Source organism: Streptococcus sp. CCH5-D3, from assembly GCF_001556435.1.
GTDB lineage: Bacteria > Bacillota > Bacilli > Lactobacillales > Streptococcaceae > Streptococcus.
The window spans coordinates 19,741-41,676 of sequence record NZ_LSIW01000097.1; the positions used below are offsets into that span (position 1 = coordinate 19,741).

Annotated in this window: 21 protein-coding genes and 1 riboswitch; of the genes, 7 read left to right on the forward strand and 14 right to left on the reverse strand. The window is 40.8% G+C overall.

Annotation, left to right across the window (positions count from 1 at the left end; genetic code table 11):
• The first annotated feature begins 33 nt into the window (after positions 1-33).
• The 4 genes from AX662_RS06415 to AX662_RS06430 are packed head-to-tail and all read left to right on the forward strand — an operon-like array spanning position 34 to position 3,841.
• Entirely contained in the window at positions 34-810 is a 777-nt protein-coding gene (locus tag AX662_RS06415) for an SDR family NAD(P)-dependent oxidoreductase (protein ID WP_060971951.1), read from the forward strand.
• Entirely contained in the window at positions 807-1,949 is a 1,143-nt protein-coding gene (locus AX662_RS06420) for a glycosyltransferase (protein ID WP_060971952.1), read from the forward strand. The genes AX662_RS06415 and AX662_RS06420 overlap by 4 nt, the downstream gene beginning before the upstream one ends.
• Positions 1,942-2,598, forward strand: coding sequence for a hypothetical protein (locus tag AX662_RS06425; RefSeq protein ID WP_037600960.1), 657 nt, complete (start codon positions 1,942-1,944; stop codon positions 2,596-2,598). The genes AX662_RS06420 and AX662_RS06425 overlap by 8 nt, the downstream gene beginning before the upstream one ends.
• Positions 2,558-3,841 (forward strand): glycosyltransferase, encoded by a 1,284-nt coding sequence (locus AX662_RS06430; protein WP_037600963.1) that lies wholly within the window; start codon positions 2,558-2,560, stop codon positions 3,839-3,841. The genes AX662_RS06425 and AX662_RS06430 overlap by 41 nt, the downstream gene beginning before the upstream one ends.
• A gap of 90 nt (positions 3,842-3,931) precedes the next feature.
• Here the strand turns inward: AX662_RS06430 and AX662_RS06435 are convergent, their stop codons facing one another.
• From AX662_RS06435 to AX662_RS06500, 14 genes are all read right to left on the reverse strand, one after another.
• Positions 3,932-4,417: a hypothetical protein gene (locus tag AX662_RS06435; protein WP_060971953.1), complete on the reverse strand. Its 486-nt coding sequence runs from the start codon at positions 4,415-4,417 to the stop codon at positions 3,932-3,934.
• Between the two features lie 3 nt (positions 4,418-4,420).
• Positions 4,421-5,776, reverse strand: coding sequence for a J domain-containing protein (locus AX662_RS06440; protein ID WP_060971954.1), 1,356 nt, complete (start codon positions 5,774-5,776; stop codon positions 4,421-4,423).
• 10 nt (positions 5,777-5,786) lie between these two features.
• On the reverse strand, positions 5,787-7,556 hold the full coding sequence (locus AX662_RS06445; RefSeq protein ID WP_060971955.1) for an Hsp70 family protein: 1,770 nt from the start codon (positions 7,554-7,556) through the stop codon (positions 5,787-5,789).
• A 345-nt stretch (positions 7,557-7,901) separates the two neighbouring features.
• The gene (locus AX662_RS06450) at positions 7,902-8,840 is read right to left on the reverse strand and encodes a bile acid:sodium symporter family protein (protein WP_037602152.1); all 939 of its coding nucleotides are present in this window, start codon (positions 8,838-8,840) and stop codon (positions 7,902-7,904) included.
• 142 nt (positions 8,841-8,982) lie between these two features.
• Positions 8,983-9,432: a cytidine deaminase family protein gene (locus AX662_RS06455; RefSeq protein ID WP_004182315.1), complete on the reverse strand. Its 450-nt coding sequence runs from the start codon at positions 9,430-9,432 to the stop codon at positions 8,983-8,985.
• Between the two features lie 10 nt (positions 9,433-9,442).
• Positions 9,443-10,180 (reverse strand): ABC transporter permease, encoded by a 738-nt coding sequence (locus AX662_RS06460; protein ID WP_004182313.1) that lies wholly within the window; start codon positions 10,178-10,180, stop codon positions 9,443-9,445.
• Positions 10,177-11,058, reverse strand: a complete 882-nt coding sequence (locus AX662_RS06465) for an ABC transporter ATP-binding protein (RefSeq protein WP_004182312.1) — start codon at positions 11,056-11,058, stop codon at positions 10,177-10,179. Before AX662_RS06465 ends, AX662_RS06460 begins: the two co-directional genes overlap by 4 nt.
• 71 nt (positions 11,059-11,129) lie before the next feature.
• Positions 11,130-11,807 (reverse strand): hypothetical protein, encoded by a 678-nt coding sequence (locus AX662_RS06470; protein WP_004182311.1) that lies wholly within the window; start codon positions 11,805-11,807, stop codon positions 11,130-11,132.
• A 136-nt stretch (positions 11,808-11,943) separates the two neighbouring features.
• The gene (locus AX662_RS06475) at positions 11,944-12,609 is read right to left on the reverse strand and encodes a hypothetical protein (RefSeq protein WP_004182310.1); all 666 of its coding nucleotides are present in this window, start codon (positions 12,607-12,609) and stop codon (positions 11,944-11,946) included.
• A 12-nt stretch (positions 12,610-12,621) separates the two neighbouring features.
• The gene (locus AX662_RS06480) at positions 12,622-13,116 is read right to left on the reverse strand and encodes a YkgJ family cysteine cluster protein (protein ID WP_004182309.1); all 495 of its coding nucleotides are present in this window, start codon (positions 13,114-13,116) and stop codon (positions 12,622-12,624) included.
• 84 nt (positions 13,117-13,200) lie between these two features.
• The gene (locus AX662_RS06485) at positions 13,201-15,201 is read right to left on the reverse strand and encodes an ABC transporter permease (protein ID WP_060971956.1); all 2,001 of its coding nucleotides are present in this window, start codon (positions 15,199-15,201) and stop codon (positions 13,201-13,203) included.
• 1 nt (position 15,202) lies between these two features.
• Positions 15,203-15,961: an ABC transporter ATP-binding protein gene (locus AX662_RS06490; RefSeq protein ID WP_060971957.1), complete on the reverse strand. Its 759-nt coding sequence runs from the start codon at positions 15,959-15,961 to the stop codon at positions 15,203-15,205.
• Between the two features lie 144 nt (positions 15,962-16,105).
• A complete protein-coding gene (locus tag AX662_RS06495) occupies positions 16,106-17,080 on the reverse strand; it encodes a sensor histidine kinase (RefSeq protein WP_155124408.1) in 975 nt (324 codons plus the stop codon).
• The gene (locus AX662_RS06500; RefSeq protein WP_060971958.1) at positions 17,070-17,750 is read right to left on the reverse strand and encodes a response regulator transcription factor; all 681 of its coding nucleotides are present in this window, start codon (positions 17,748-17,750) and stop codon (positions 17,070-17,072) included. Before AX662_RS06500 ends, AX662_RS06495 begins: the two co-directional genes overlap by 11 nt.
• A gap of 205 nt (positions 17,751-17,955) precedes the next feature.
• Positions 17,956-18,051: riboswitch (purine riboswitch) on the forward strand.
• A gap of 147 nt (positions 18,052-18,198) precedes the next feature.
• On the opposite strand from AX662_RS06500, the gene AX662_RS06505 reads away from it, so the two are divergent.
• The 3 genes from AX662_RS06505 to AX662_RS06515 all read left to right on the forward strand — a co-directional run bounded on the left by AX662_RS06505 (position 18,199) and on the right by AX662_RS06515 (position 21,525).
• Positions 18,199-18,780: a xanthine phosphoribosyltransferase gene (locus AX662_RS06505; RefSeq protein WP_004182304.1), complete on the forward strand. Its 582-nt coding sequence runs from the start codon at positions 18,199-18,201 to the stop codon at positions 18,778-18,780.
• Positions 18,780-20,048, forward strand: coding sequence for a nucleobase:cation symporter-2 family protein (locus tag AX662_RS06510; protein WP_060971959.1), 1,269 nt, complete (start codon positions 18,780-18,782; stop codon positions 20,046-20,048). Before AX662_RS06505 ends, AX662_RS06510 begins: the two co-directional genes overlap by 1 nt.
• Positions 20,049-20,175: 127 nt before the next feature.
• Entirely contained in the window at positions 20,176-21,525 is a 1,350-nt protein-coding gene (locus AX662_RS06515) for an MATE family efflux transporter (RefSeq protein WP_060971960.1), read from the forward strand.
• Positions 21,526-21,936 lie beyond the last annotated feature (411 nt).

Genomic DNA, 21,936 nt, shown 5'->3' on the forward strand with positions numbered 1-21,936 from the left:
TTCTGTTTCAGTAAAATCTGATAAACTAGAGTTATGCAAACAACTGACTCATTTAGTAAGGCAATTATTTTGGGAGCTACAGGAGGAATTGGACGTCACCTAGCAACTGAACTGGCAAAACATCTTGATTTTCTGGTTCTAGTAGGCCGAAATCCAGACAAATTAGTCCAACTGCAAAATGAATTAGCTGGAAGCAAGGCACAACTTTCAATTAAGGTTTTAAATCTGTGTGATAAGGAAGCACTGGAGAATTTTGGAAAGGCATTAGATGCTGACCTTCTGGTCAATTGTGCAGGACTAGCTAGCTTCTCCATAGGAAGTGATTTAGCCACAGAAAAGGAACAAGAGCTCTGGCAGGTAAACTACCATGCTCCAGTCCAGCTAATGAAATTGCTAGTGCAGAAAAATCGGAAAATCCGGCTAGTCCAACTTTCTTCACTGGCAGCTCTTTTTCCTCATCCCTATCTAGCAGCCTACAGTTCCAGCAAGGCTGCCTTGCAGACCTATACTCTTGCTCTCCAGGAGGAACTAAGTCAATCAGATTCCCCAGCTCAGTTAGGTCTCTATATTCTTGGACCAGTCCAAACAGGTATTTTTCCTCCTAAACTAGTAGAAGCATTGGGAGGTAGTCGTTTTCAGATGAAGCCCGAGAAAGTCGCTCAGCAGTTGATTCGATTCATAGAGAGGGGGACTTCCTATGCTGTTATCGGCCTTCGCTATCGATTGCTAGTTTTGCTAGGTCGTCTGCTTCCCCAAAGATGGATTATTCGTCTCCTTGCAAGGTATTTACGAAAGGGACTTAATAGATGAAATTTATATTTATATTTTTAGGCGTTGCTTATCTTCTCTTATTTCTCATCCGTTGGTTGCTGTCCTTCATCTATTATAAAAAAGACCAGTCTCATATTGCGGACTTCCCAGAAGAGCTTTTTACAGTGGTCCAACCCATCCTCTCTGGGGATCCTCGTTTAGCGAATGATTTGCGGGCTAATCTCCAGCAAACAGAATCAGTGGAGTTCTACTGGTTGATCGACCAGTCTGATACAGAAGCCCAGCGAGTAGCAGATCAGATTTGCCAAGATGCTTCCTTTGCCCAACGCATTCGAATCTTTCTCATTGAAGACGTCCCTCAGGGGATTAATCCCAAGAGTTACAAGATTGAGCAGGTTGTAGAGGAGCTGACCCGGCCTTATCTGATTGTTTTGGACGATGATAGTGTGATTGATTTTTCTAAAATGGGTGAGCTGACTACCTATCTAGGTCAAGAGGTCATTCTGACAGGTATTCCCTATAACCAAGAAAGAAGTAATTTCTGGTCCAAGCTGGTTGCAGCATTCGTTAATGGCAATTCTTTTATTACTTATTTTACCATGGCAGAAGTTGAGGCGAATCACTCCATCAACGGGATGTTTTATATCCTACCGGTAGAACTTGCAAAAGACCAGGGGCTCTTCACAGCGATCAAGGATTATCTATGTGATGATTTAGCCGTGGCCGATTTTTTGAGGAGTAAAGGAGTATCCATTATCCAAACACGGGTCACCTGTAATGTTCGAACCACTATCAAGGACGCCAAGCAATACCTGCTCCAGATGAAGCGATGGCTTCTCTTTAGCTCTATCTATCTCAAAGAACACCTGGATTGGAAGGTCTTTTGCCTCATTGGCTTACCGAGTTTTCTGCCTCTTCCAGGATTCATCCTAAGTCTGTTTTTAGGTTGGCCTTATCTTCTTCTAGCCTTGAGTTTACTACTATTCAAGGCAGGATGGATGCTCCTCTATCGACAAAGTATTCTATCCAATCGCCTACACTTGGATGAAGTCACCTACGAAGTACTGAATGATCTCCTGCTTCCTTGGATGTTTGTCTATGTTCTATTGACTCCTCCTGTGATTAATTGGCGGGGGCGGAAGATTCGTGTAACGGATGGAAAGATTCGTTATGAGTAAGATGAAGTCCTATCTAGACCGTTTGTCTGCTTTGTCTCCTGATCAGACCATGCTAGACTCTGATTGCTTGGTTCTCTTTCTTAGTGGGAGCAGTGATATTACTTGTGCCGGGCTGACAGCTGGGCAACTAGACCTCCTCCATGCAATTTGTCCATCTGGCTATTCAGTGGTAGCCAGTAATTTTCCCTTCAATAAAGATTTTGAACATATAAAGTCTCCACAAGTATCCCTCTTGTCAGCTTCTGCATCCAATATCATCTACTATTGGCATACGATTTTGAACCTTCGTTTCCAAAAGTTGTTACAGGAGCACTTGTCTCCCTTGTTGGAAGCTCAGGAAGTAGTTCTTGTTTGTAAGAGTTCAGGTGTCAATATGCTGACCCAGTGGCTCAGAAGTTTAGGGAATCAGGTCACCCTTCCAAGATTTCGCATAATCGCACTTGGTCCTGTCTCCCAAAAACTCTTAAACAACAAAAAACTAGAGGTACTGGTGATTAAAGGAAAAAAAGATCCATATTCTAAATTCTTGGATTCCCACCAAGCGGATATCCTAGTGGATTCGGATCATTATAGCTATGAATACAAAGAAGATGTGAAAGGAATCATTCATGACTGGATTGAACAAAGTAATAAAGATAGATGTGATTAGCGTACCATTTAGTGGTCATTTATTTCCGACCTTGACACTGGTGAAACCCTTGTTAGAAGACCCTCGTTTTCAAATACGTGTCATCACAGGTTATCAAAAGAAGAAATTAGTTGAAAAAATTGGCTTTGACTGTGTTGCCTTATTTCCAGATCGTCCGACAGTGATGGAAGATATCGCCAATACCTCTAAGCAAGCAAAACCACATATTATGTACCAACAATTAATCGCAAATAGCAAACTAATTCCAGAAGTTATAGACGAAATCAAGCGAATTTGGGAGTCCGATGGAAAACCAGATTTGATTATTGCAGATTTCATTGCAGCTCCTGCTGGTATTTTAGCAGACCGTTTGGGAATACCCTGGATTACGACCATTCCAAGTCCAGTAGCTATTGAGAGTCGCACGACCACTCCTGCTTATTTAGGAGGGTGGAAACCCCATCAGGGAATCCTCTACAAATGTAGAGATGCACTGGGTAGGCAGATTATCCGCATGGCAAAAAGAATTGGCTTTGCACTTGTTAAAAGAAATCTTAAATATTTACAAGATTTCAAACTTTATAGAGAGGATGGTACAGAAACCATCTATTCTCCTTATTCAATTCTGGCTCTGGGAATAAAAGAGTTGGAGTTTAGAGATGATTTTCCACCCCATCTTAAGTGGGTTGGTTATCGCTGTCTTTCTTTTGACAAACTCCCCAAGGAACAAGAACAGTATTTCACGACCTCTAAAAAACGCGTGTTAGTGACTTGCGGCACCCATTTAAAATGGGAAAAAGAAAGAATGGTGAAATTGGCCCAAATACTAAGTCAAGAATATCCTGACTATCATTTTTATGTCACACTAGGTAACCCAAGTGGTTTGCAAAATCCGCCACATCATCTAAATAACAATCTTTTACTTTTTGATTATCTGCCCTACACAGACATTCTAGATAAAATGGACTTTGTGATACATCACGCTGGTTCCGGTATTCTAATGGGATGTATCGAACAAGGCATTCCTAGCCTTATTCTTCCTCAAGATTTTGATCAGTTTGACAACGCCTTACGAGCTGAGTTAGCCCAGGTAGGACTTGTCTCTCGAAAAAAGACAGATTCTGAAGTCTTAGATTTATTCCAAGCATTAATTTCTCAAAAAGATTGGCCTAAATTACACTCTCTAACTCAGATAAGCAAAGCCTATCAACCTACAGAAATACTTTATCAAGAGATTGAAAGACTCTTAAACATAGATAAATAATCTTATTAACAAAAACTTAGGAGAGGACCTAAGTTTTTTTGTAAATTTTAGTCAATATAAAAAGCCAACCCAAGGTCAGCTTCTTACTGTCTAATATCGATCAGCGAGTTCGTAAAAAGTGCGGACGACACGTCCTTTATAATGCACTCTGACTTTCCGTAGCCAAAGGCTATCACCTTTTTCAAGAGTATTAAAGTTAGATTGGCTGACGAAAAAGTTACGTTTAGTGTCACCAACCTTAACCACTAGGAAATGATTAGCCCTTGTTCTTGGTGCTTTGGCAATTCTCTTTCCAATGATGACGCCAACAACCTTAGACCAATCCTCGCTATAATAACCCATCTTGGTTAAGACAAAGAGGAGAAATCTATCTGTTAATATACAGATAATAGCGATAAGCCCAAGCAAAAAAACGATAAAGATTCCCGTCACCAAGCCTAGACTACCACTTTCACGCCCACTTTCAAACCAGAGATGTAAGCCTTTCTGATTTCCAAAATACAAGAGAGCTAGGAAAATACCTGTAAGGAGGAGAGCGAAGACTCTTTCACTATTTCTTAAAATAAAATCTTTCATGTCCTACTCCTTCTCTACCGTAGTGTAGCTTCCATTTTCACTCTTGATAGCAATATCTGATGACATGGCAACTGATAAAGTAATTGGACCACGGACTTGGCCGTCACTATCTCTAAGTTCCCAATTGCTACCGTCATTGCTTGTAGCAAGCCCTTTGTCTTCTTGACCATTTTCATAAACTGGCAAAACATAAACCTCTGTCACGCCTGGTAGTTCTTGATGCTGTCCTGTCTTGCTATCCTCAATCACAAAGGTTGAACTGGCCTGGTCGTAGACCACCTTTTTAGTGTCAGAAATGGGCTTGTCTGACTTTTTAGCCAAATCAGAAATAGCAGATGCTGCTTTATCCACCGTCCCCTGTGAGACCAGTTCATTTCCTGTAAGTCCTGTAATGACTTGTATCTTCTTAGGTTGCGATTTCAGCATTTCTCGGGTGAAAAAGCCATTGGCGAGGAAAAAGATACCACATACCATAATGAGAAAATAGACGACAATAATCTTTTGCCCTGCTCGGGTGGGCTCGGTCACTTCCGTCACTTGACGTATCGGACGTCCCTGCCAAACATCTTGCTTGTATTTCTTATCCAAGAGGTCACAAAGGTAGGCCTCCAACAATGTGAAATCAAACTCCTTAGCTAACGTTTCAAGCCCTTCCAAGGTCTCATATTTCAGACCGCCTCTTTCGAGTATAGCTCCTATAGTCTTAGTCAAACGGTAGGCAAAATCCTGATCACCCAACCAGCCCAAATCAGAGCACTGATTGATATAACCTTTGAGTTTAGAAATAGTAAGAGGATTGCAAAGACAATACTCCTCAACAACTTGAAGAAAACTATCCTGATCCTTAATAGCTAAATCTTCTCTAAGAACAGAGTCCTCGCTAGTCCTTGAATAAGGCTCACTATGATTGAACGTTTCATGAATATCAGATAAGGCTAACTCATCCAACTGTTCCTGTTCTTCCTCAGAGATCACCTGCTGAAAGTCATGTTCTGTCACTTGCTTGTCTTCGACTTCTTCCGTCGCAGAAGCCGTAAGCTCAAGTTCTTCAAAACTTTCTTGATTTTGACTAGACTTACTAGCATCTGCAGCTTGTTTAAAGGAAGCTTCTAGCTGAGAGGCAGATACCAGACCGACCACGCTGCCATCGGCCTGTTTATGGCCTATGACGGCATCCATATCCTCATTTTCAGAATGCGATTTTTGCCAGGCAAGGGCCTCTTGATAAGTCTTTTGCAGGCGTTGGAAATTTTCAGGGTCATCCTCAGGGTGATAGACCTTACTCTGTTTGGCATAGGCTCTCTTGATGTCTTTAAGATTATTGGTTGGTTGAATGCCCAAAATCGACCAAAAATTCATGCGTCACCTCCTATCTCCAGAAATTAGGGTCATCAGACCTATCAAAGGGCTCACCAGTCTCCTCATGGTCAGCTTCTTCTTGACGGAAAATATCCAAATCATCTAGTGACATGATATTTTCAATGCTATCAAGATAAGCTTGGTAGCGTTTCACGATTTCTTTTCGCTTCTTGATATTGTTAATAGCCAACTGATAGCCTTTTTCAAAATCTTCCATTTGCCACAAAAAATGTAATTGCATCTTATAAGGCATTTCCATGACTAAACGATAGGCCCGCTCAGACTGCGTTTTAAAGTCGGCCTCAAAGGACAATTGATCAGAGACAAGCTTGATATTTTCCAGATGCTCACTCTTATCGACCTCTTCGATTTTACTTTGACTACTGATACGATACGTTTTAGTCTCGCCTGTTGACCCCAGTTTAACCTCTATATAGAGCATGGAATTAATATCGTAAGTAAAGGTGGTTTCAAAAAACTCTGTCTTAGTTGCAGTCCCAGGAACATCGATAATAAACTCATCCAAAAAGAGATTTGCCTCAGGGTCGAGCGACTCTCCCTGATAAATCATAAAGCGACACTGTTTCTGTCCCCGACTGGCATAATAATATTTACTTGCAGAGGTCGGAAGGACAGACAGCTTATTAATGACCTTTGAAAAGATATTTTTATCAAAGTCAGAGTCATAGGCACTGATTCCCAATGAGAAAGGACAAATATCTGTAATCACCAAATCTTTGACATTCTCCTGACGCTCTTTGACCGCCAAGTAAGTCCCCAAACCACGCGCAACCAACTCATCCATATCCTTCAGACGCTTAATAGGAAGATTTAGCAGATTCGTAATATAAGATTGAACCAAAGGCATCATGCTAGACCCACCGACCAAGATAAAAGCATCCAGCTCATGTGCCTTGTAGCCACTATCACTCACCGCTCTACCAATGACTTTTTTAACACGGTCAAGAACAGGTTGAATGATGGTCTTAAGCTCTGCCTGATTATATTGTTTCATGTAATACTGGTCATCATAGGTCAAGGACACTGCAGCCACTTTTTCCTTTTGCAACTTGAGTTTACACCGTTCTGCGGACAAAAGGAGACTAGACTTTTGCTTCGTATCTAACTTCTCCAAATCAATCCCTTGAAACTGGCAAAAATCTTCAGCGATAGCCTTATCAAAGTCACTACCTCCCAAGAAGTTATCCCCTGCAATGGAAACGATTGAAATTACATTATCAAAGCAATCAACCACAGAAACATCAAGCGTTCCTCCTCCAAAGTCGAAGACGATGAAAGATTCGTCCTTACCAATCTTGTGACAAGCAATGGCAGCCGCAGAAGGCTCGTTAATCAAACGTTCCACTTTAATCCCCAATCGTTGTCCGATAGCCTTGGTCGCAGAGCGTTGCTTCTCGTTAAAATAAGCCGGCACACTTATAAGTATCTCATCTACCTTTTCACCTAAGTAACTCTCCGCATCTGCTACTAATTGTTTAACCACCAAAGTTGACAAATCCGTTGCCGAAAAAGCTTCCCCATCAAGGTAAAATATTTCATTGGTTCCCATTGAACGTTTAAAGAGTTGGGCCGTATTATCAGGGTCAGTCACTAAGCGTTCCTTCGCAATTTTTCCAACCGTCAAAACATCATCAGACACATGGACCACGCTGGGTGTCAAATATTCTCCAAAACCATTTGGAATCAGCTCAACCTCACCCTCACGATAGGTAACCGCTAGACTATTCGTCGTTCCCAAATCAATACCAATTGTTGCCATAACATTCTCCTAAACTGCTTTTGTCTTTCTATTATAACATAGTCAAGAATGTCCTTTTTAAGTGGTAAATAAACGTTTTTAAATATGCCATGAATTAAGAAGGCCTGCATATAATGACATCACATTCTTTTTGAGAACAAAGTGAGTTTAACTGAGACTTTCCGCTATGATACCCCCCTAAGAACTTAAACTTCAGAGGTTCATAAATATCGAGACCTTATACTCTAAGCTTAGGTATGGAACTTCCTTGACGTTCGCTAACGTCCATCATCACCTAAGGACAGTCTCAGAAAAGATTATTTATTAAAAAATAAAAGCCAACCCAAGGTCAGCTTTTCATTTATCTTAATGACTATTTTTTGAATGGTTCTTCCACCATGATGAGAGGATAGAACCTGAGATATTGTGCCAAATACTGAAGATAGTTGATGGGATGGCAGCTTGTGGCACGAAATATTTCATGGCAAGGGTTGCTCCAAGACTTGAGTCTTGCATCCCCACTTCGAAAGTAATGGCTTTTTGTTGTGGTTCTTCCAAACCAAGGATTTTTGAAAATCCAAAACCAAGGGCATAACCACAAAGGTTATGAAGCATAACAACTGGGATAACAAGGGCTGTCGCTGCTGTGAAAATATTGGCATGGTTGGCAGAAACAACTGCTCCAACAATCAAGAGGATGGCGGCTTGTGAAATCAAAGGCATAATCTTGATGATGGCATCGATTTTCTTACCAAAGATTGAGTGAACGAGCACACCCAAGATAATAGGGACAACCACGATACGCAAGGTACTTAGGAAGAGGCTTTGGGCAGGAACACTCACGTACTGACCAGCCAAGAATGACAAGAGGGTTGGAATCATGAGTGGTGCCAAGAGAGTTGAGAGGGTTTCAATAGAGACATCCAAGGCAACATCCCCACCTGAAAGGAAGGCCATGACACTCGATGAAGTCCCACTTGGACAAGAGCCAACAAGGATAACCCCTGCTGCTGTCGCACCTTTCAGATGGAAAATCATACAAAGCAACCAAGCCAAACCAGGCATGATGACATAGTGAGCTACAGTCCCTAGAACAACTGGAATTGGACGCTTAGCAATACGTTTAAAATCTTCAGTTGTCAAGGTAAGCCCCATACCAAAGAGAATCAAACCAAGCAGATAAGCCGTATTGGGAATGACCCAACTACTAGTTGCGGGAAGGGCATAGTTAAAGGCCGCCCAGAGGATAACAGCTACAGTAAACCATTTGCTGAGCCATTTACTAAAAGATACAAGTGACTCCATAATGAAACCTTCTTTCTATTTTCACAGAATAGTATAGCACTTTCATTTTGAATTCCAAGGTAAATTTCGAATTTTCTGAAATTAATTTCAAAAAAAATAAACCCTCACACTTAAGATGCGAGGATTATTGATTTTATAAACCTTAAGACTTATCTTCTAACTTCTCTTCAAACTGTTGAGTCCGTTCTTCGCCCCACCATAGTGGCAATAATTCGCCCAAAGTAATGGTTTGACGTGTGTCGTAGTCAACCATAAACTCCAAGTTACGATTGTCAGGATGGAGTTCCATTAGAAATTCTCGACAAGCCCCACAAGGCATGCCAGATGGTCCACCATGAGGTGGCTGGTCACGAAAGGCGATAATACGCTTGACCTTAGTTTGACCAGTTTCTTGATACATATTGAAAAGGGCAGCTCTTTCGGCACATAGATGGAAAACACCACACGTTCCTTCCATACAAAAGCCCGTGAAAATTTGCCCATCTCCAGCCTCAACGGCAGCCACAACGTGTCTAGCATAGACAAAGTCTGAGACTTCCTGTGGCTGATACAAGGCTTGAGCCTTTTCATACATTTTCTGCCAGATATCCATTATTTCTCCTTTAACCTCGATCACTTTCCCTTTGAGACTTGATAAAGAGTGCAAGCCCTGTTGCTACTGCAGTATAAGCTACAATAAACAGGAGTGATTTCCATGAAAATTTCCCATTGATAGCAAAATTAACGACCAATTCATTGACATGATAGACAGGTGTCCACTCAGAGATGCTCTGAACCCACTTAGGGAACATGGAAATAGGAACCCATGAACCACTCACTATAGGCAAGACAAGGTAAATAATATTTGCCACAAGAGACATGAATTGTTGAGATTTAATCTGAGCGATAAGTAAACCAAAAGCTAGAAAGAGCAGACCGGACAAAAGTAAGAGAGCACCTGACCCTACCCATCTAAAGAATGGCATCTCTACATCTCGGAAAAAGGCACCTACACAAAAGGTCACAATGATGGCAACCATAAAGTTTAGAAGCACACGAAAGATTTTAGAAAGATAATAAGCTGCAATACTAACCTTTGAGTGCTCGATATAGGTCAACCAGTGTTCAATTCGGTCCTCTTGCAACATATAGGGAAAGGTAAACAAACCAAAACTAGACATGGAGAAGCCAGTCATGGTCAGCATATAAGACAGCAAAAACTCTTTTTGAGCTTCTGGAGTAGGTGCTGAGAAGATACTAGAAAAAAGGAGGAAAAATCCGACAGGTATCCCGATTCCCATGATAAAGACTGGCCAACTTCGCCACGTTTTAATCCATTCAATTTTTAGTAATGCTTTCATGCCTTGTCCTCCCTTGTTGAATCAAATAGGCTATCCAAGAGTGTTTTATTTTGAATTTCAATATCAGAAATTCCACAGCCCGAATTTTCAAGACTTTGCCATACCTTTTCGATATCTTTGGTCATGAAGCTGATGACATCCCTCTTTTCAGTGATTTCATAGATATCTGGCAGTCCATGAACAATGCTAACAAAGCTACTTGGAAGAGTGACCTGCTTCTCCTTCTCTTCGTGTCGCATAGCGTATGGCGTGGTATCTCTGATGAGTTTCCCTTGATGGAGGACTAAGATACGGTCAGCTGTGTGTTCCACCTCTTCGATATAGTGAGAGGAATAGAGGATAGTTGTCCCAGCTTTTTTCAAGTCATTGACAATCTCCCAGAAACGCTGACGAGTGGAGGTATCCATACCCGCTGTCGGTTCATCCAAGAAGAGGATTTTAGGTTTATCAATCAAACAAAGGACAAAAGCCAGAAGACGTCTTTGCCCACCAGAGAGTTTGTCCGCAAACTGCTGATACTGGTCTTCCTTGAATTGTAGGAGTTCCTGAACCTCTTGATTGGTCAAGGGATTATCAGAAATAGATTGGAAGAAGGCAATTAGCTCTTCCACTTTCAAACTATTTGGAATGGTATTTTCCTGAAGGAGAACCGCAATTTTATTTTTTGCCTTACCTGCTTTACCATCAATGAGGACCTGACCATTACTCGGTTTTTTATCACCAAGAATACAGGACATCAAGACAGTCTTACCTGCCCCATTAGGTCCAATCAAGGCCACACAATCGCCCTTGTTTATCTCAAAACTAATCTCCTCTAAAATGGTCTTTCCCTTGATGCGTTTTCCAAGGGATGTGACTTGAATAACCGTTTCATTCATACCTGTGATTTCCTTTCTTTTGTATAGGAGCCATGCTAATTGACGATAGAGCTGATATCATCGGACTTCCCTTAATACTCCACTTCCAACTCCGTACAGAAGAGACTTCCGCTCAGATGAAGCCTAGTTTCAACTTGCTCGATATCAGATTCAAAACGATCCACCTTCACAGATGACAGAGGATGTGAAATTCCAGTGGCATCCATGACACAGTCGTGAGGAAGTCGGATATGAACTTCACCAAACTTAGCATCAAGATGAACAGCTACCTGATCTGACGCAAAGCTGGCCTGACTCAAATCCAACCAAAGCTCACCAAAAGCTAGATTCATATCAATCGTTTCGACTTCTTGAGAATAGATACGATACCTATCCTCAGCCATATAGGTCTTAACAGAAATATGAGGTCCCTCTTGGTCGTTCTTATTAACCTTATAATCTTTAGTGAGCCCTTTCTTTGGACTACGACCATAAAAAAGCTCTAAAGCCAAGCCAATTAGAAAGATACCGCTAAAGAGATTCCACTGTGCAAAATCGAGGTTTAACAAGTCATGAACATAGGGTGATAAGAAGGCCAAACCAAGAAAAATGAGGAGCGGTCGCCTATTCAAGATACCAAAACAAAAGAAGGCCACGAAGAAAACCAGATTATAATTGACCATGATCCAAAAATCTGGAATAAAGGCACTAGCGATAAAACAAGCTGCTAGTAAAAGCAACAAGATGGCCCGAGCATTAAACCGTTTCATAAGGAGACTCCTTTCTAGTAAATGATTGCAAATTTCCAATTATTTTCACTATCAGTATAGCACTATTTGTAAACGTATTCAATGTTATATTAAAAGGATTTGCAAGAAAAAAAGAGCTTTCGCTCTTTCATTATTTTCAATGTTTGACAGTTACCTGTCCAAAGGATACTGAACCTGTTAGAGAAACTGTAGTGCTAGCCAAGTCTCGTTCTCCTAGACTATCGTAGCTTTTCACTCCTGCCAGGCTTGTATGAAGGCCGTGTGCATCCACTTGCCAATCCTTAGGTACTCGAATGATAACCTGAGAAAAATTTGCCTGAACCACAATCTGAGGTCGATCCGTCATAAACTGAGCCTGACGCAAATCCAAAGTCAAACGTCCAAAATCGGCATTGGCATAGACAGTTTCGAGGTTTTGTGAAGTCACCACCTGAACAGACTCTGAAAATAAGGTCTTAGCGAAAATCTCTCGCTCATGTTCTTTAGAAACCTTGTAAGAAAAGTTCTTCTTATAACTTGGCTTGCTCAAACGGTCCACCGCAATTCCCAAGATAAGAATTCCTACAAAGAGAGTCCATTCTGAATAGTCCAATCTAAAGAGGTCATGGATATAGGTCGACAGAAAAGCCATCCCCAAGAAAAAGAGAAATCTCCCCTTAGATTGCCAGCTCAAAAGCACAAAAAGCAAGGCCAAAATCAACTTATAATTAAAGGCCAAATAAAGATCTGGAATAAAGGCTGTCGCGATAAAATAGGTAGCAATGATAAGTAGGGTGATAACACCTGCATTAAAGCGTTTCATAACAAGTCCTTTCTAAATCCTGTCCTTGAGTTTTTCCACAAAAAGGTAGGCTGCTGGACAGAAAAGCGTATTTTTGATAGTCAGATGATTAATCTGATAGATTTTCTTACGATCCGTGTGAGGAAAGGCTGCACAAGCCTTGGGGCGGACATCATAGATGTCACAGAGATTATCAGGTCCCAAAAATGGACAAGGCATAGACTTGAAGACCTTGTCACCATCCTCATCTACTTGCAAGTACATCTCCTCGAATGCAGGTAACTTCATGCGAAAATGCTTGGCAATACGAGTAATGTCCTGCTCTGTGAAGTCTGGGCCTAGTGTCTTACAACAATTGGCACACTGGACACAATCAATCTCCTGAAAGACTTCATTGTGTACCTGCTGAACAATCTTATCTAAATTTTTAGGGGCTTTCTTCTTGAGCTGTGCTAGAAATTTACGGTGCTCCCCCTGCTTTTGACGTGCCAATTCCTCGTAACGTTTGACATCAATAGTCTGTGACATGTGTTTTCTCCGATAATTTATAATTCTGTCATCTATTATAGCATAAAAGAAATAGAGCCTAGCTTGAACTAGACTCTATGTCAATTACATCGATACGATTCGACGATAGGAACGAGACGTTAGGGCAAAAACCAAGACATAGGCTAGGAAGAAGACCCCACAAACAATGATAGTGACCACTAACATAAGACTTGGGTTGAAAACCCCAATAATACGCACAATCAAACTGAGCATATGATAGGCAAAGGCCAAGTGAATAAAGGCAAAAATCAAAGGGAGGAAGAAGACCGTAAGAACTTGCTTACGAATGGTTTGCTTGACTTGAAGGTCGTCCAACCCAATCTTTTGAAGAATAACAAAACGCTCACGATCCTCATAACCTTCAGAAATCTGTTTATAGTAAATTACAAGAACTGTGCCCAGCATAAAGATGATGGATAAAAAGATACCAATAAATAAGGTTCCACCAACAAAGCCATTTAGCATCCCTTCTGTATCATATTGGCTATTAGCAGTGAGGTAAGACTGAGAGACACCAGTAGTTTGTCCAGCTAACTGTTGTGTTTCTTTATCTGTCATTTGGTCTAGCAAATCTGAATTTTTCTTGGCATCATGTGTAGGATCTTTGACGTTAACACCAACATAGGTAGCTTGAGTGGTTGCTGTTCCTTTGACACTTTCTTTAAAATCATCCATATCAGGAACAACAAGATAGTTATACTCAGAAACTATGATTGTAAAGATATTGGGTACTTTACCCTTAATAAAGTCATTAATGTCATCCTGAATCTGGTAGGTTTGACCATTGAAAGACAAACTCTTTTGATCCTTTAATATTTTATTTTTAGTAAATAAACCAACTTGGTTTGAAGCCAAATTGAGGTCTTTACCTGTCAATTGTTTATAAGTAGCTTGTGAGAAGACAAGAAAAATTGATTTTGGCAAAACTTTTCTTTCATTCTCAGGAAAGATGGTTAGCTTATTTTTTTCTTGTTCTTTGATACCAAAGTAGAGGTAAGTTACTTCTGCTTTTTCATTTACCTGATTTCCCGACTGTGCTAAGAAATCATCCATAATCTTCTCTGTGCTTGTTAAATCTACATTCGTCCCTGTAACTGAGTAATCATGTGGAGCAACACTCGCTATATAGTCTTTTTTTCCAGCATAGATACTTGCAGCTCCTACAAGCGTCACCAAAACCATACTTGAGAGGATAGCAATAGTCGCCAGACCAACTGCATTTTTCTTCATCCGAAAGACAAGGTTGGAAATGGAAATCATATTATTAGGCTTGTAATAGTAGCTTTTCTTCTTTTTCAAGAGTTGCAGAACGACTGTTGTCCCGGCATTGAAGAGAAGATAAGTTCCTAGAATAACCAGTAAAACAGCAAGGAAAAAACTCATAATAGCCGTTACTGGATCCTTAACAGAGAGAGCAAGGTAGTAACCATACCCCATAGCCCCAAGCCCCAAAAAGGTTTGAATAACTAGGAAACGTCCCTTTTTTTCACCCTTAAGGCCATCTTTAGTTAATTGTAAAGGATTAAGCCGTAGCAATCGGAAACCATTTATCAAAACCAACAAACTAAAAATACAAGCAAAGATGACAAGAACAATAGGAATTGTCATTACTTGAAAGGTCGAAACCAAACCAGTACTTTCACCGATAAGCCTTTGAAGAAAAGCATAAATGAGTTTATCGAATAGTGCCCCAACACCAATACCTAGAAGCAGAGTCACAAAACCCAAAATCACCGTTTCTTTTAGAATCATACTAAAGAGATGACGTTTCTCTAAGCCTAGCACACTATAGAGACCAAGCTCCTTTGAACGATTTTTCATGACAAAGCTGTTGGCATAAAGAACAATAATTCCAGAAGATAGGGCGACAATTCCAAGTCCCATACCCAAAACCGCCTTGATAGAATCTGCCCCAGTTAAGTCATCCAGATGTGGATTAAGCGTTAAAGATGTAAAAATATAGGTAATGGTAATAGTCAGAATTGTTGCTAAAGCATATGGATAATAAAGCTTACGATTTTTTATGAGATTGGACAAAGCCAGTCTATTGGTCAGAAGAAACATATTAGTTCACCTCACTTGCCATTACTGTAAGTGTATCGGAAATTTCTTGGAACATTTGATGTTCAGACTTATCACCTTTGAAGATTTGATTATATAGAATACCATCCTTAATGAATAGAACACGCTGTGCACGACTGGCAGCCGCTGTCGAGTGAGTTACCATAAGAATGGTCTGACCACTGGCATTGATCGCATCAAAGACATCCAAGAGAGCTGCTGAAGATTTGGAATCCAGGGCACCTGTTGGCTCGTCTGCTAAGAGGATTTCTGGTTTAGTGATGATTGCACGCGCAACCGCAACCCTTTGCTTTTGTCCACCTGAAATTTCATAAGGGTACTTCTCTAGCAAGGAATGAATTCCCAATTGACGACTGATAGCTTCTACTTGTGTCATCATTTGCTTAAGTGGGCGTCGAGAAAGGACCAAAGGTAGTAAGATATTATCTTTAACAGATAGGGTATCCAAAAGGTTAAAATCTTGGAAAACAAACCCTAATTTTTCACGACGAAAACTGGAAGCATCCTTATTTTTGATGGTTGCTGTGTCCATACCATTAAGATAGACACGCCCTGCTGTTGGTTTATCAAGCATGGCAAGGATGTTGAGCAAGGTCGATTTTCCTGAGCCGGATTCACCCATGATTGCAACATAGTCACCCTTTTCAACTGTAAAATGGATATCTTTAAGGGCTTCAACCTGATTTCCTTTGAAACGTGTTTTATAGATTTTTTTAACATGTTGAACATCTAGTAACGCCATAATAAGCTCCTTTATTTAATAGATTTGGAAGAGATTTTAGGAACCTCTTACTTAACTTCTGATACCATTTTATAGAAAAAGCAAGGTCTCAACCATAACCCTTGCTTTCATTTGTGGTCATATTTCTTACACTTTTGTAAGTTATTAATCAATAGCTAACTTCTGCTTTTGAAAATGAATGGAGACTGTGGTTCCTTGGCCTACTTGGGAGCTAATACTAATATCATGTCCAAGCTGATCAGCAATTTTCTTAGAAAGATAGAGACCTAACCCAGAGGACTGCTGAGTCAGTCGACCATTGTAACCTGAAAAGCCACGCTCAAAAACCCGTAGAATATCACTATTTTTAATACCAATCCCAGAATCTTTAAGATGAAGCCCGTTATCTTTGAAGTAAATTTCAATACCACCGCTTTTTGTGTACTTCAAACTATTTGACAAGACCTGCTCTATGATAACCAAGAGCCATTTTTCATCTGAAACGACCTTAACATCTAAGTCATGTAGATTAATAGTCAATCCTTTTTGAATAAAGAAAAGACTATGTTTTCTAACAACTTCTTTAACCAAGGGTTCTAATGTAACCTGCCTCAACTGCAAATCATCATGAAAATTCTCTAAACGCAAATACTGCAAAACCAAATTGGTGTAAGAATCAATCTTGAATACCTCTTGCTCCAAGAGAGCCCTCGTTTTACTATCTGTAACATCCCCTAACAATAATTGACTGGCTGCTATTGGCGTCTTGATTTGATGCACCCAAAGGGTATAGTAGTCCATCAAATCTGTATAGCGCTTGCGCTCCTCCTCAGTCTGAACCATTTGACTCTCCTTAGCATTTTCCAAGGCCTGAGCTAGATAAAACTCTAAAGGACTTGATGGTGTCATTTTCTCATAGAGATAGGCTAAGTTATAAGACTGATAAGAGGTAACCAAGTCCCAAATAACTATGATGACAGCCACAAATGTCAGTATGGTCAAGGCATAATGAAGAATGTCTGCTGCCTCTTCAAATAAAAAGGCAAACAAAACCAAGATGATTCCATTAAAAATAAACAAAAGATAGAAAGGTAGACGAGACCTAATCTGATATTTGACAAATTGACGCTTATCCATCATGACGCAACCCGTAACCGACACCTTTCTTGGTTCCAATAAAGTCCTTCAAACCAACTGCCTCTAACTTCTTACGTAAACGTGCCACATTGACAGACAGGGTATTATCATCAATAAAGAAGTCACTGTTCCAAAGCTCCTTCATGAGGTCTTCCCGACTAACGATATTTCCAGCATGGTCGAAGAGAACTTGTAAAATCTGAAACTCGTTCTTGGTCAAAGAAACGACTTCTCCCTGATAAACCAGATCCATAGCCTTAAGATTCAGAATCACACCCATATATTCCAAAAGACTCTGATCCTTTCCAAACTCATAAGATCGGCGCAAAAGCCCTTGAATTTTTGCCAAGAGAACATTTTGGTCAAAGGGTTTAGTCACAAAGTCGTCCCCACCCATATTGATTGCCATAACGATATCCATGGCCTGATCTCTGGAAGACAAGAACATAATAGGCACCTTGGAGACCTTACGAATTTCCTGACACCAATGATAACCATTAAATAGAGGTAAACCAATGTCCATAAGAACCAAGTGGGGCTCTACTTTTACAAAAATAGATAATACTTCCATGAAATCTTCAACAAGAACAACTTCGTAACCCCACTGTTCTAGCATTTTTTTGACTTGTTGACGGATAACCTCGTCGTCCTCCACTAATAAAATCTTATGCATAACTCTACCTCTTTCATTTCCCACTATTATAACAGAAATGCTATAAGAAACGACCATTCTCAGCAAATCTTACAATAATGTTAGATTGAATTTTCCAACTTTTAAAATAGTGCGTTTTCATAGGAAAAATCCTTTGAGTCTTCAAAGAAAATATAGTATTATAATAGAGTTGATGTTGGTTTATCATCAACCAACGACAGCTTCATCGAACAATGAGAAGATTACTTATTTATGTCACGAATTGGCGTGACGTTTCTACAAGGTGCCGTAACACCTAACAATAAGTAAGTCATAAAGTCATCAAAAGATTTTACCGTCTTTTTGTGATTTTAAAGGCTTGCTTTGCAGGCCTTTTTCTGTTATTCGATTGGTTTGATCTTTGTCAGAGTCTCAATGGAATCTGAGAAAATCAAAATACACTTTAGTTTTATTTTTTATAGGAGGTAATATGAAATTACTGGAAGACCGCATTCTCAAAGATGGGAATGTCCTTGGGGAGAACATCCTCAAAGTTGACTCTTTCCTTACTCACCAAGTGGACTTTGATCTCATGCGTGAGATTGGAAAGGTCTTTGCTGAAAAGTTCAAGGATGCAGGCATCACCAAGGTGGTGACTATCGAGGCATCTGGTATTGCTCCAGCCCTCTATGCTGCTGAGGCTTTGGATGTCCCTATGATCTTTGCTAAGAAGGCTAAAAATATCACCATGAATGAAGGGATCCTCACTGCTGAGGTTTACTCCTTCACTAAGCAGGTGACTAGCACTGTCTCTATCGCAAGCAAGTTCCTCACTCCTGAAGATAAGGTTCTCATCGTTGATGACTTCCTAGCTAACGGCCAAGCTGCCAAAGGCTTGATTCAAATCATCGAAGAAGCTGGCGCACACGTCGAAGCGGTCGGTATCGTTATTGAGAAATCTTTCCAAGATGGTCGTGCCCTTCTGGAAGAAGCTGGCTACCCAGTTGTTTCACTTGCTCGTTTGGATCGTTTTGAAAATGGTCAGGTCGTATTTAAGGAGGCAGACATCTAATGCAAAACAAAGAGAAACATTCGCAGGCGGCGGTCCTAGGACTGCAACACCTACTTGCCATGTACTCGGGATCAATCCTGGTTCCAATCATGATTGCTGGAGCCTTAGGGTATTCAGCTCATGAATTAACCTACTTGATTTCAACCGACATTTTCATGTGTGGTGTAGCAACCTTCCTCCAACTTCAACTTAATAAATACTTCGGTATCGGTCTTCCAGTTGTTCTTGGGGTTGCCTTCCAGTCAGTAGCACCACTTATTATGATTGGTGAGAAACACGGTAGCGGTGCTATGTTTGGTGCCCTTATCGTTTCAGGGATTTATGTTATCCTCGTTTCTGGCGTCTTTTCAAAAGTGGCCAATCTCTTCCCTTCTATCGTTACGGGATCTGTCATCACTACTATTGGTTTGACCCTCATCCCTGTGGCTATCGGAAATATGGGAAATAATGCTGATAAGCCTACTGGTCAAAGCCTCTTCCTTGCAGCTATCACCATTCTCATCATCCTTTTGATTAATATTTTCACTAAAGGATTTATCAAATCCATCTCAATCTTGATTGGTTTGGTTGTCGGTACTGCCATCGCAGCAAGCATGGGCTTGGTTGACTTTTCACCAGTGGCTGCGGCACCTATTGTCCACGTGCCAACACCATTCTACTTCGGGGTACCTAAGTTTGAGTTGTCATCAATCATCATGATGTGTATTATCGCTACAGTGTCTATGGTTGAATCAACTGGAGTTTACTTGGCCCTCTCTGATATTACCAAAGAACCACTCGATAGCACTCGCCTTCGTAACGGTTACCGCGCTGAAGGTTTGGCTGTTCTCCTTGGTGGACTCTTCAACACCTTCCCATACACTGGTTTTTCACAAAACGTTGGTCTTGTGAAATTGTCAGGTATCAAGACTCGCTTGCCAATCTACTATGCAGCTGGTTTCCTTGTTCTTCTTGGACTCCTTCCTAAGTTTGGTGCCTTGGCTCAAATCATCCCAAGCCCAGTCCTTGGTGGCGCTATGCTTGTTATGTTCGGTTTTGTTTCTATCCAAGGGATGCAAATCTTGGCACGTGTTGATTTCGCCAACAACGAACACAACTTCTTGATTGCTGCGGTATCAATCGCTGCAGGGGTTGGTCTTAACGGCAGCAACCTCTTCAACAGCCTACCAAATGCTTTCCAAATGTTCTTCTCAAACGGTATCGTCGTTGCAAGCTTGCTTGCCATCGTCCTCAATGCCATTTTGAACCATAACAAAAAAGAAAAATAACACAAGAACACCTGAGTCGCTTGACTTAGGTGTTTTGTCATGCAATAAAACAGATTGAATCCAAGTCATATCTATAGTACAATGAAAATATAAATGTTTGAAAAATTAATTTAGAAAGGAAAACAGAATGCACGAAACACATTCTCTCCGTGAGCGATTCCTTGTTTTCTTCAAGATTTTTGTGCCCATACTGATTTATCAATTTGCCAACTTTTCGGCAGCCTTTGTGGACACTACCATGACTGGTCAATACGATACCCTACACTTGGCGGGGGTAGCCATGGCAACGAGTTTATGGAGTCCTTTTTTCACCTTTTTAACAGGTATCGTCTCTGCCCTGGTTCCTATTATCGGACACCATCTAGGGGCAGGTCGCAAGGACCGAGTGGCACCTGATTTCTATCAATTTCTTTATATGGCTTTGGGACTATCACTTATCCTCTTTGCCCTCGTTTTTCTGGGGGCACCCTTGGTTTTGAACCATCTAGGTCTGGAGCCTTTGGTCAGAAAAGTCGCCCTTGGTTATTTACGCTTTTTGAGTCTTGGTATCATTCCCCTCCTACTCTTTAGCGTGGTTCGCTCCTTTCTTGATGCACTTGGCCTCACGCGCCTTTCCATGTACCTCATGCTTCTGCTCCTACCTCTCAATGGTTTCTTCAATTTCCTCCTCATCTATGGCATTGCTGGTTTACCAGAGTTAGGGGGAGCTGGAGCTGGGCTTGGAACTTCATTGGCTTACTGGGCCCTTCTCCTTATTTCCATCTCGGTTATCAGAAAGCATAAAAAGATTAAGCCCTACCACATTGAAAAGGTTCAACCCCTTGATAAAGCAGCTCTGCTTGACGCCCTCAAACTAGGTCTCCCTATTGGTGGGACCGTCTTTGCGGAAGTCGCAATCTTTTCTGGTGTTGGTTTGCTTATGTCTAAGTATCCATCCCTTGTGATTGCTAGTCACCAAGCGGCCATGAATTTCTCAAATCTCATGTATGCCTTTCCTCTCAGCATTTCCAGTGCCATGGCTATCATTATTTCCTACGAATTTGGGGCTAGACGCATGGATGCTGTCAAGAGCTACAGCAAGCTGGGACGATTGACAGCTCTAGGATTTTCTATCTTTACCTTGATTTTCCTCTACTTCTTACGCTATGATTTGGCAGAACTCTATGGGCATGAGCCTGAATTTTTGAGGATGACAGCCATTTTCATGACCTATAGCCTCTTCTTCCAAGTGGCAGATGTCTTTGCGGCTCCGCTTCAAGGAATCCTCCGTGGCTACAAGGATACCAAGGTGCCTTTTTATCTCGGTGTCCTAGCCTACTGGGGCATCACCTTCCCAGTTGGCTTCCTTCTTGAAAAAGTCACTGGTCTAGGTCCCTACAGTTACTGGATTGGCTTGATTGCCAGCCTTATCGTCAGTGGTCTCTGTTACCAATGGCGCTTAAATAGAATCGTCAAACGTTACGAATCACAACAGTGATATCCCTGAAGCAGTCTTGTCAGACTGCTTTTTCTATGCTCAAATCTCGATAATACAGAAAAAAACCTCCTGCATATTGAAAACAGATAGACTGTTATCAATACACAGAAAGCTTCTTTTGATGAGTGATTAATTATATTCAGATTTTCCTGACCTATTACCAAACTGGATTCATTAATGAAAACATAGATGTTTAATATTGAAAAAAGTATCACAGAGACCAGCTGGATCAACTAGGGCAAAATAAATCATGACTAAACCACACAGAGCTAGGAAATGATAAAGATAAACTACTTTCTCCCCTGTTTTAGGAAGTAAAAGAAAAGACCAGAACCACAAGACACAAATGGCTATTAATATGATTAGTTTATTCATCCATTCCATAATAATCTCCGTCAAAAAGGTTTAGCA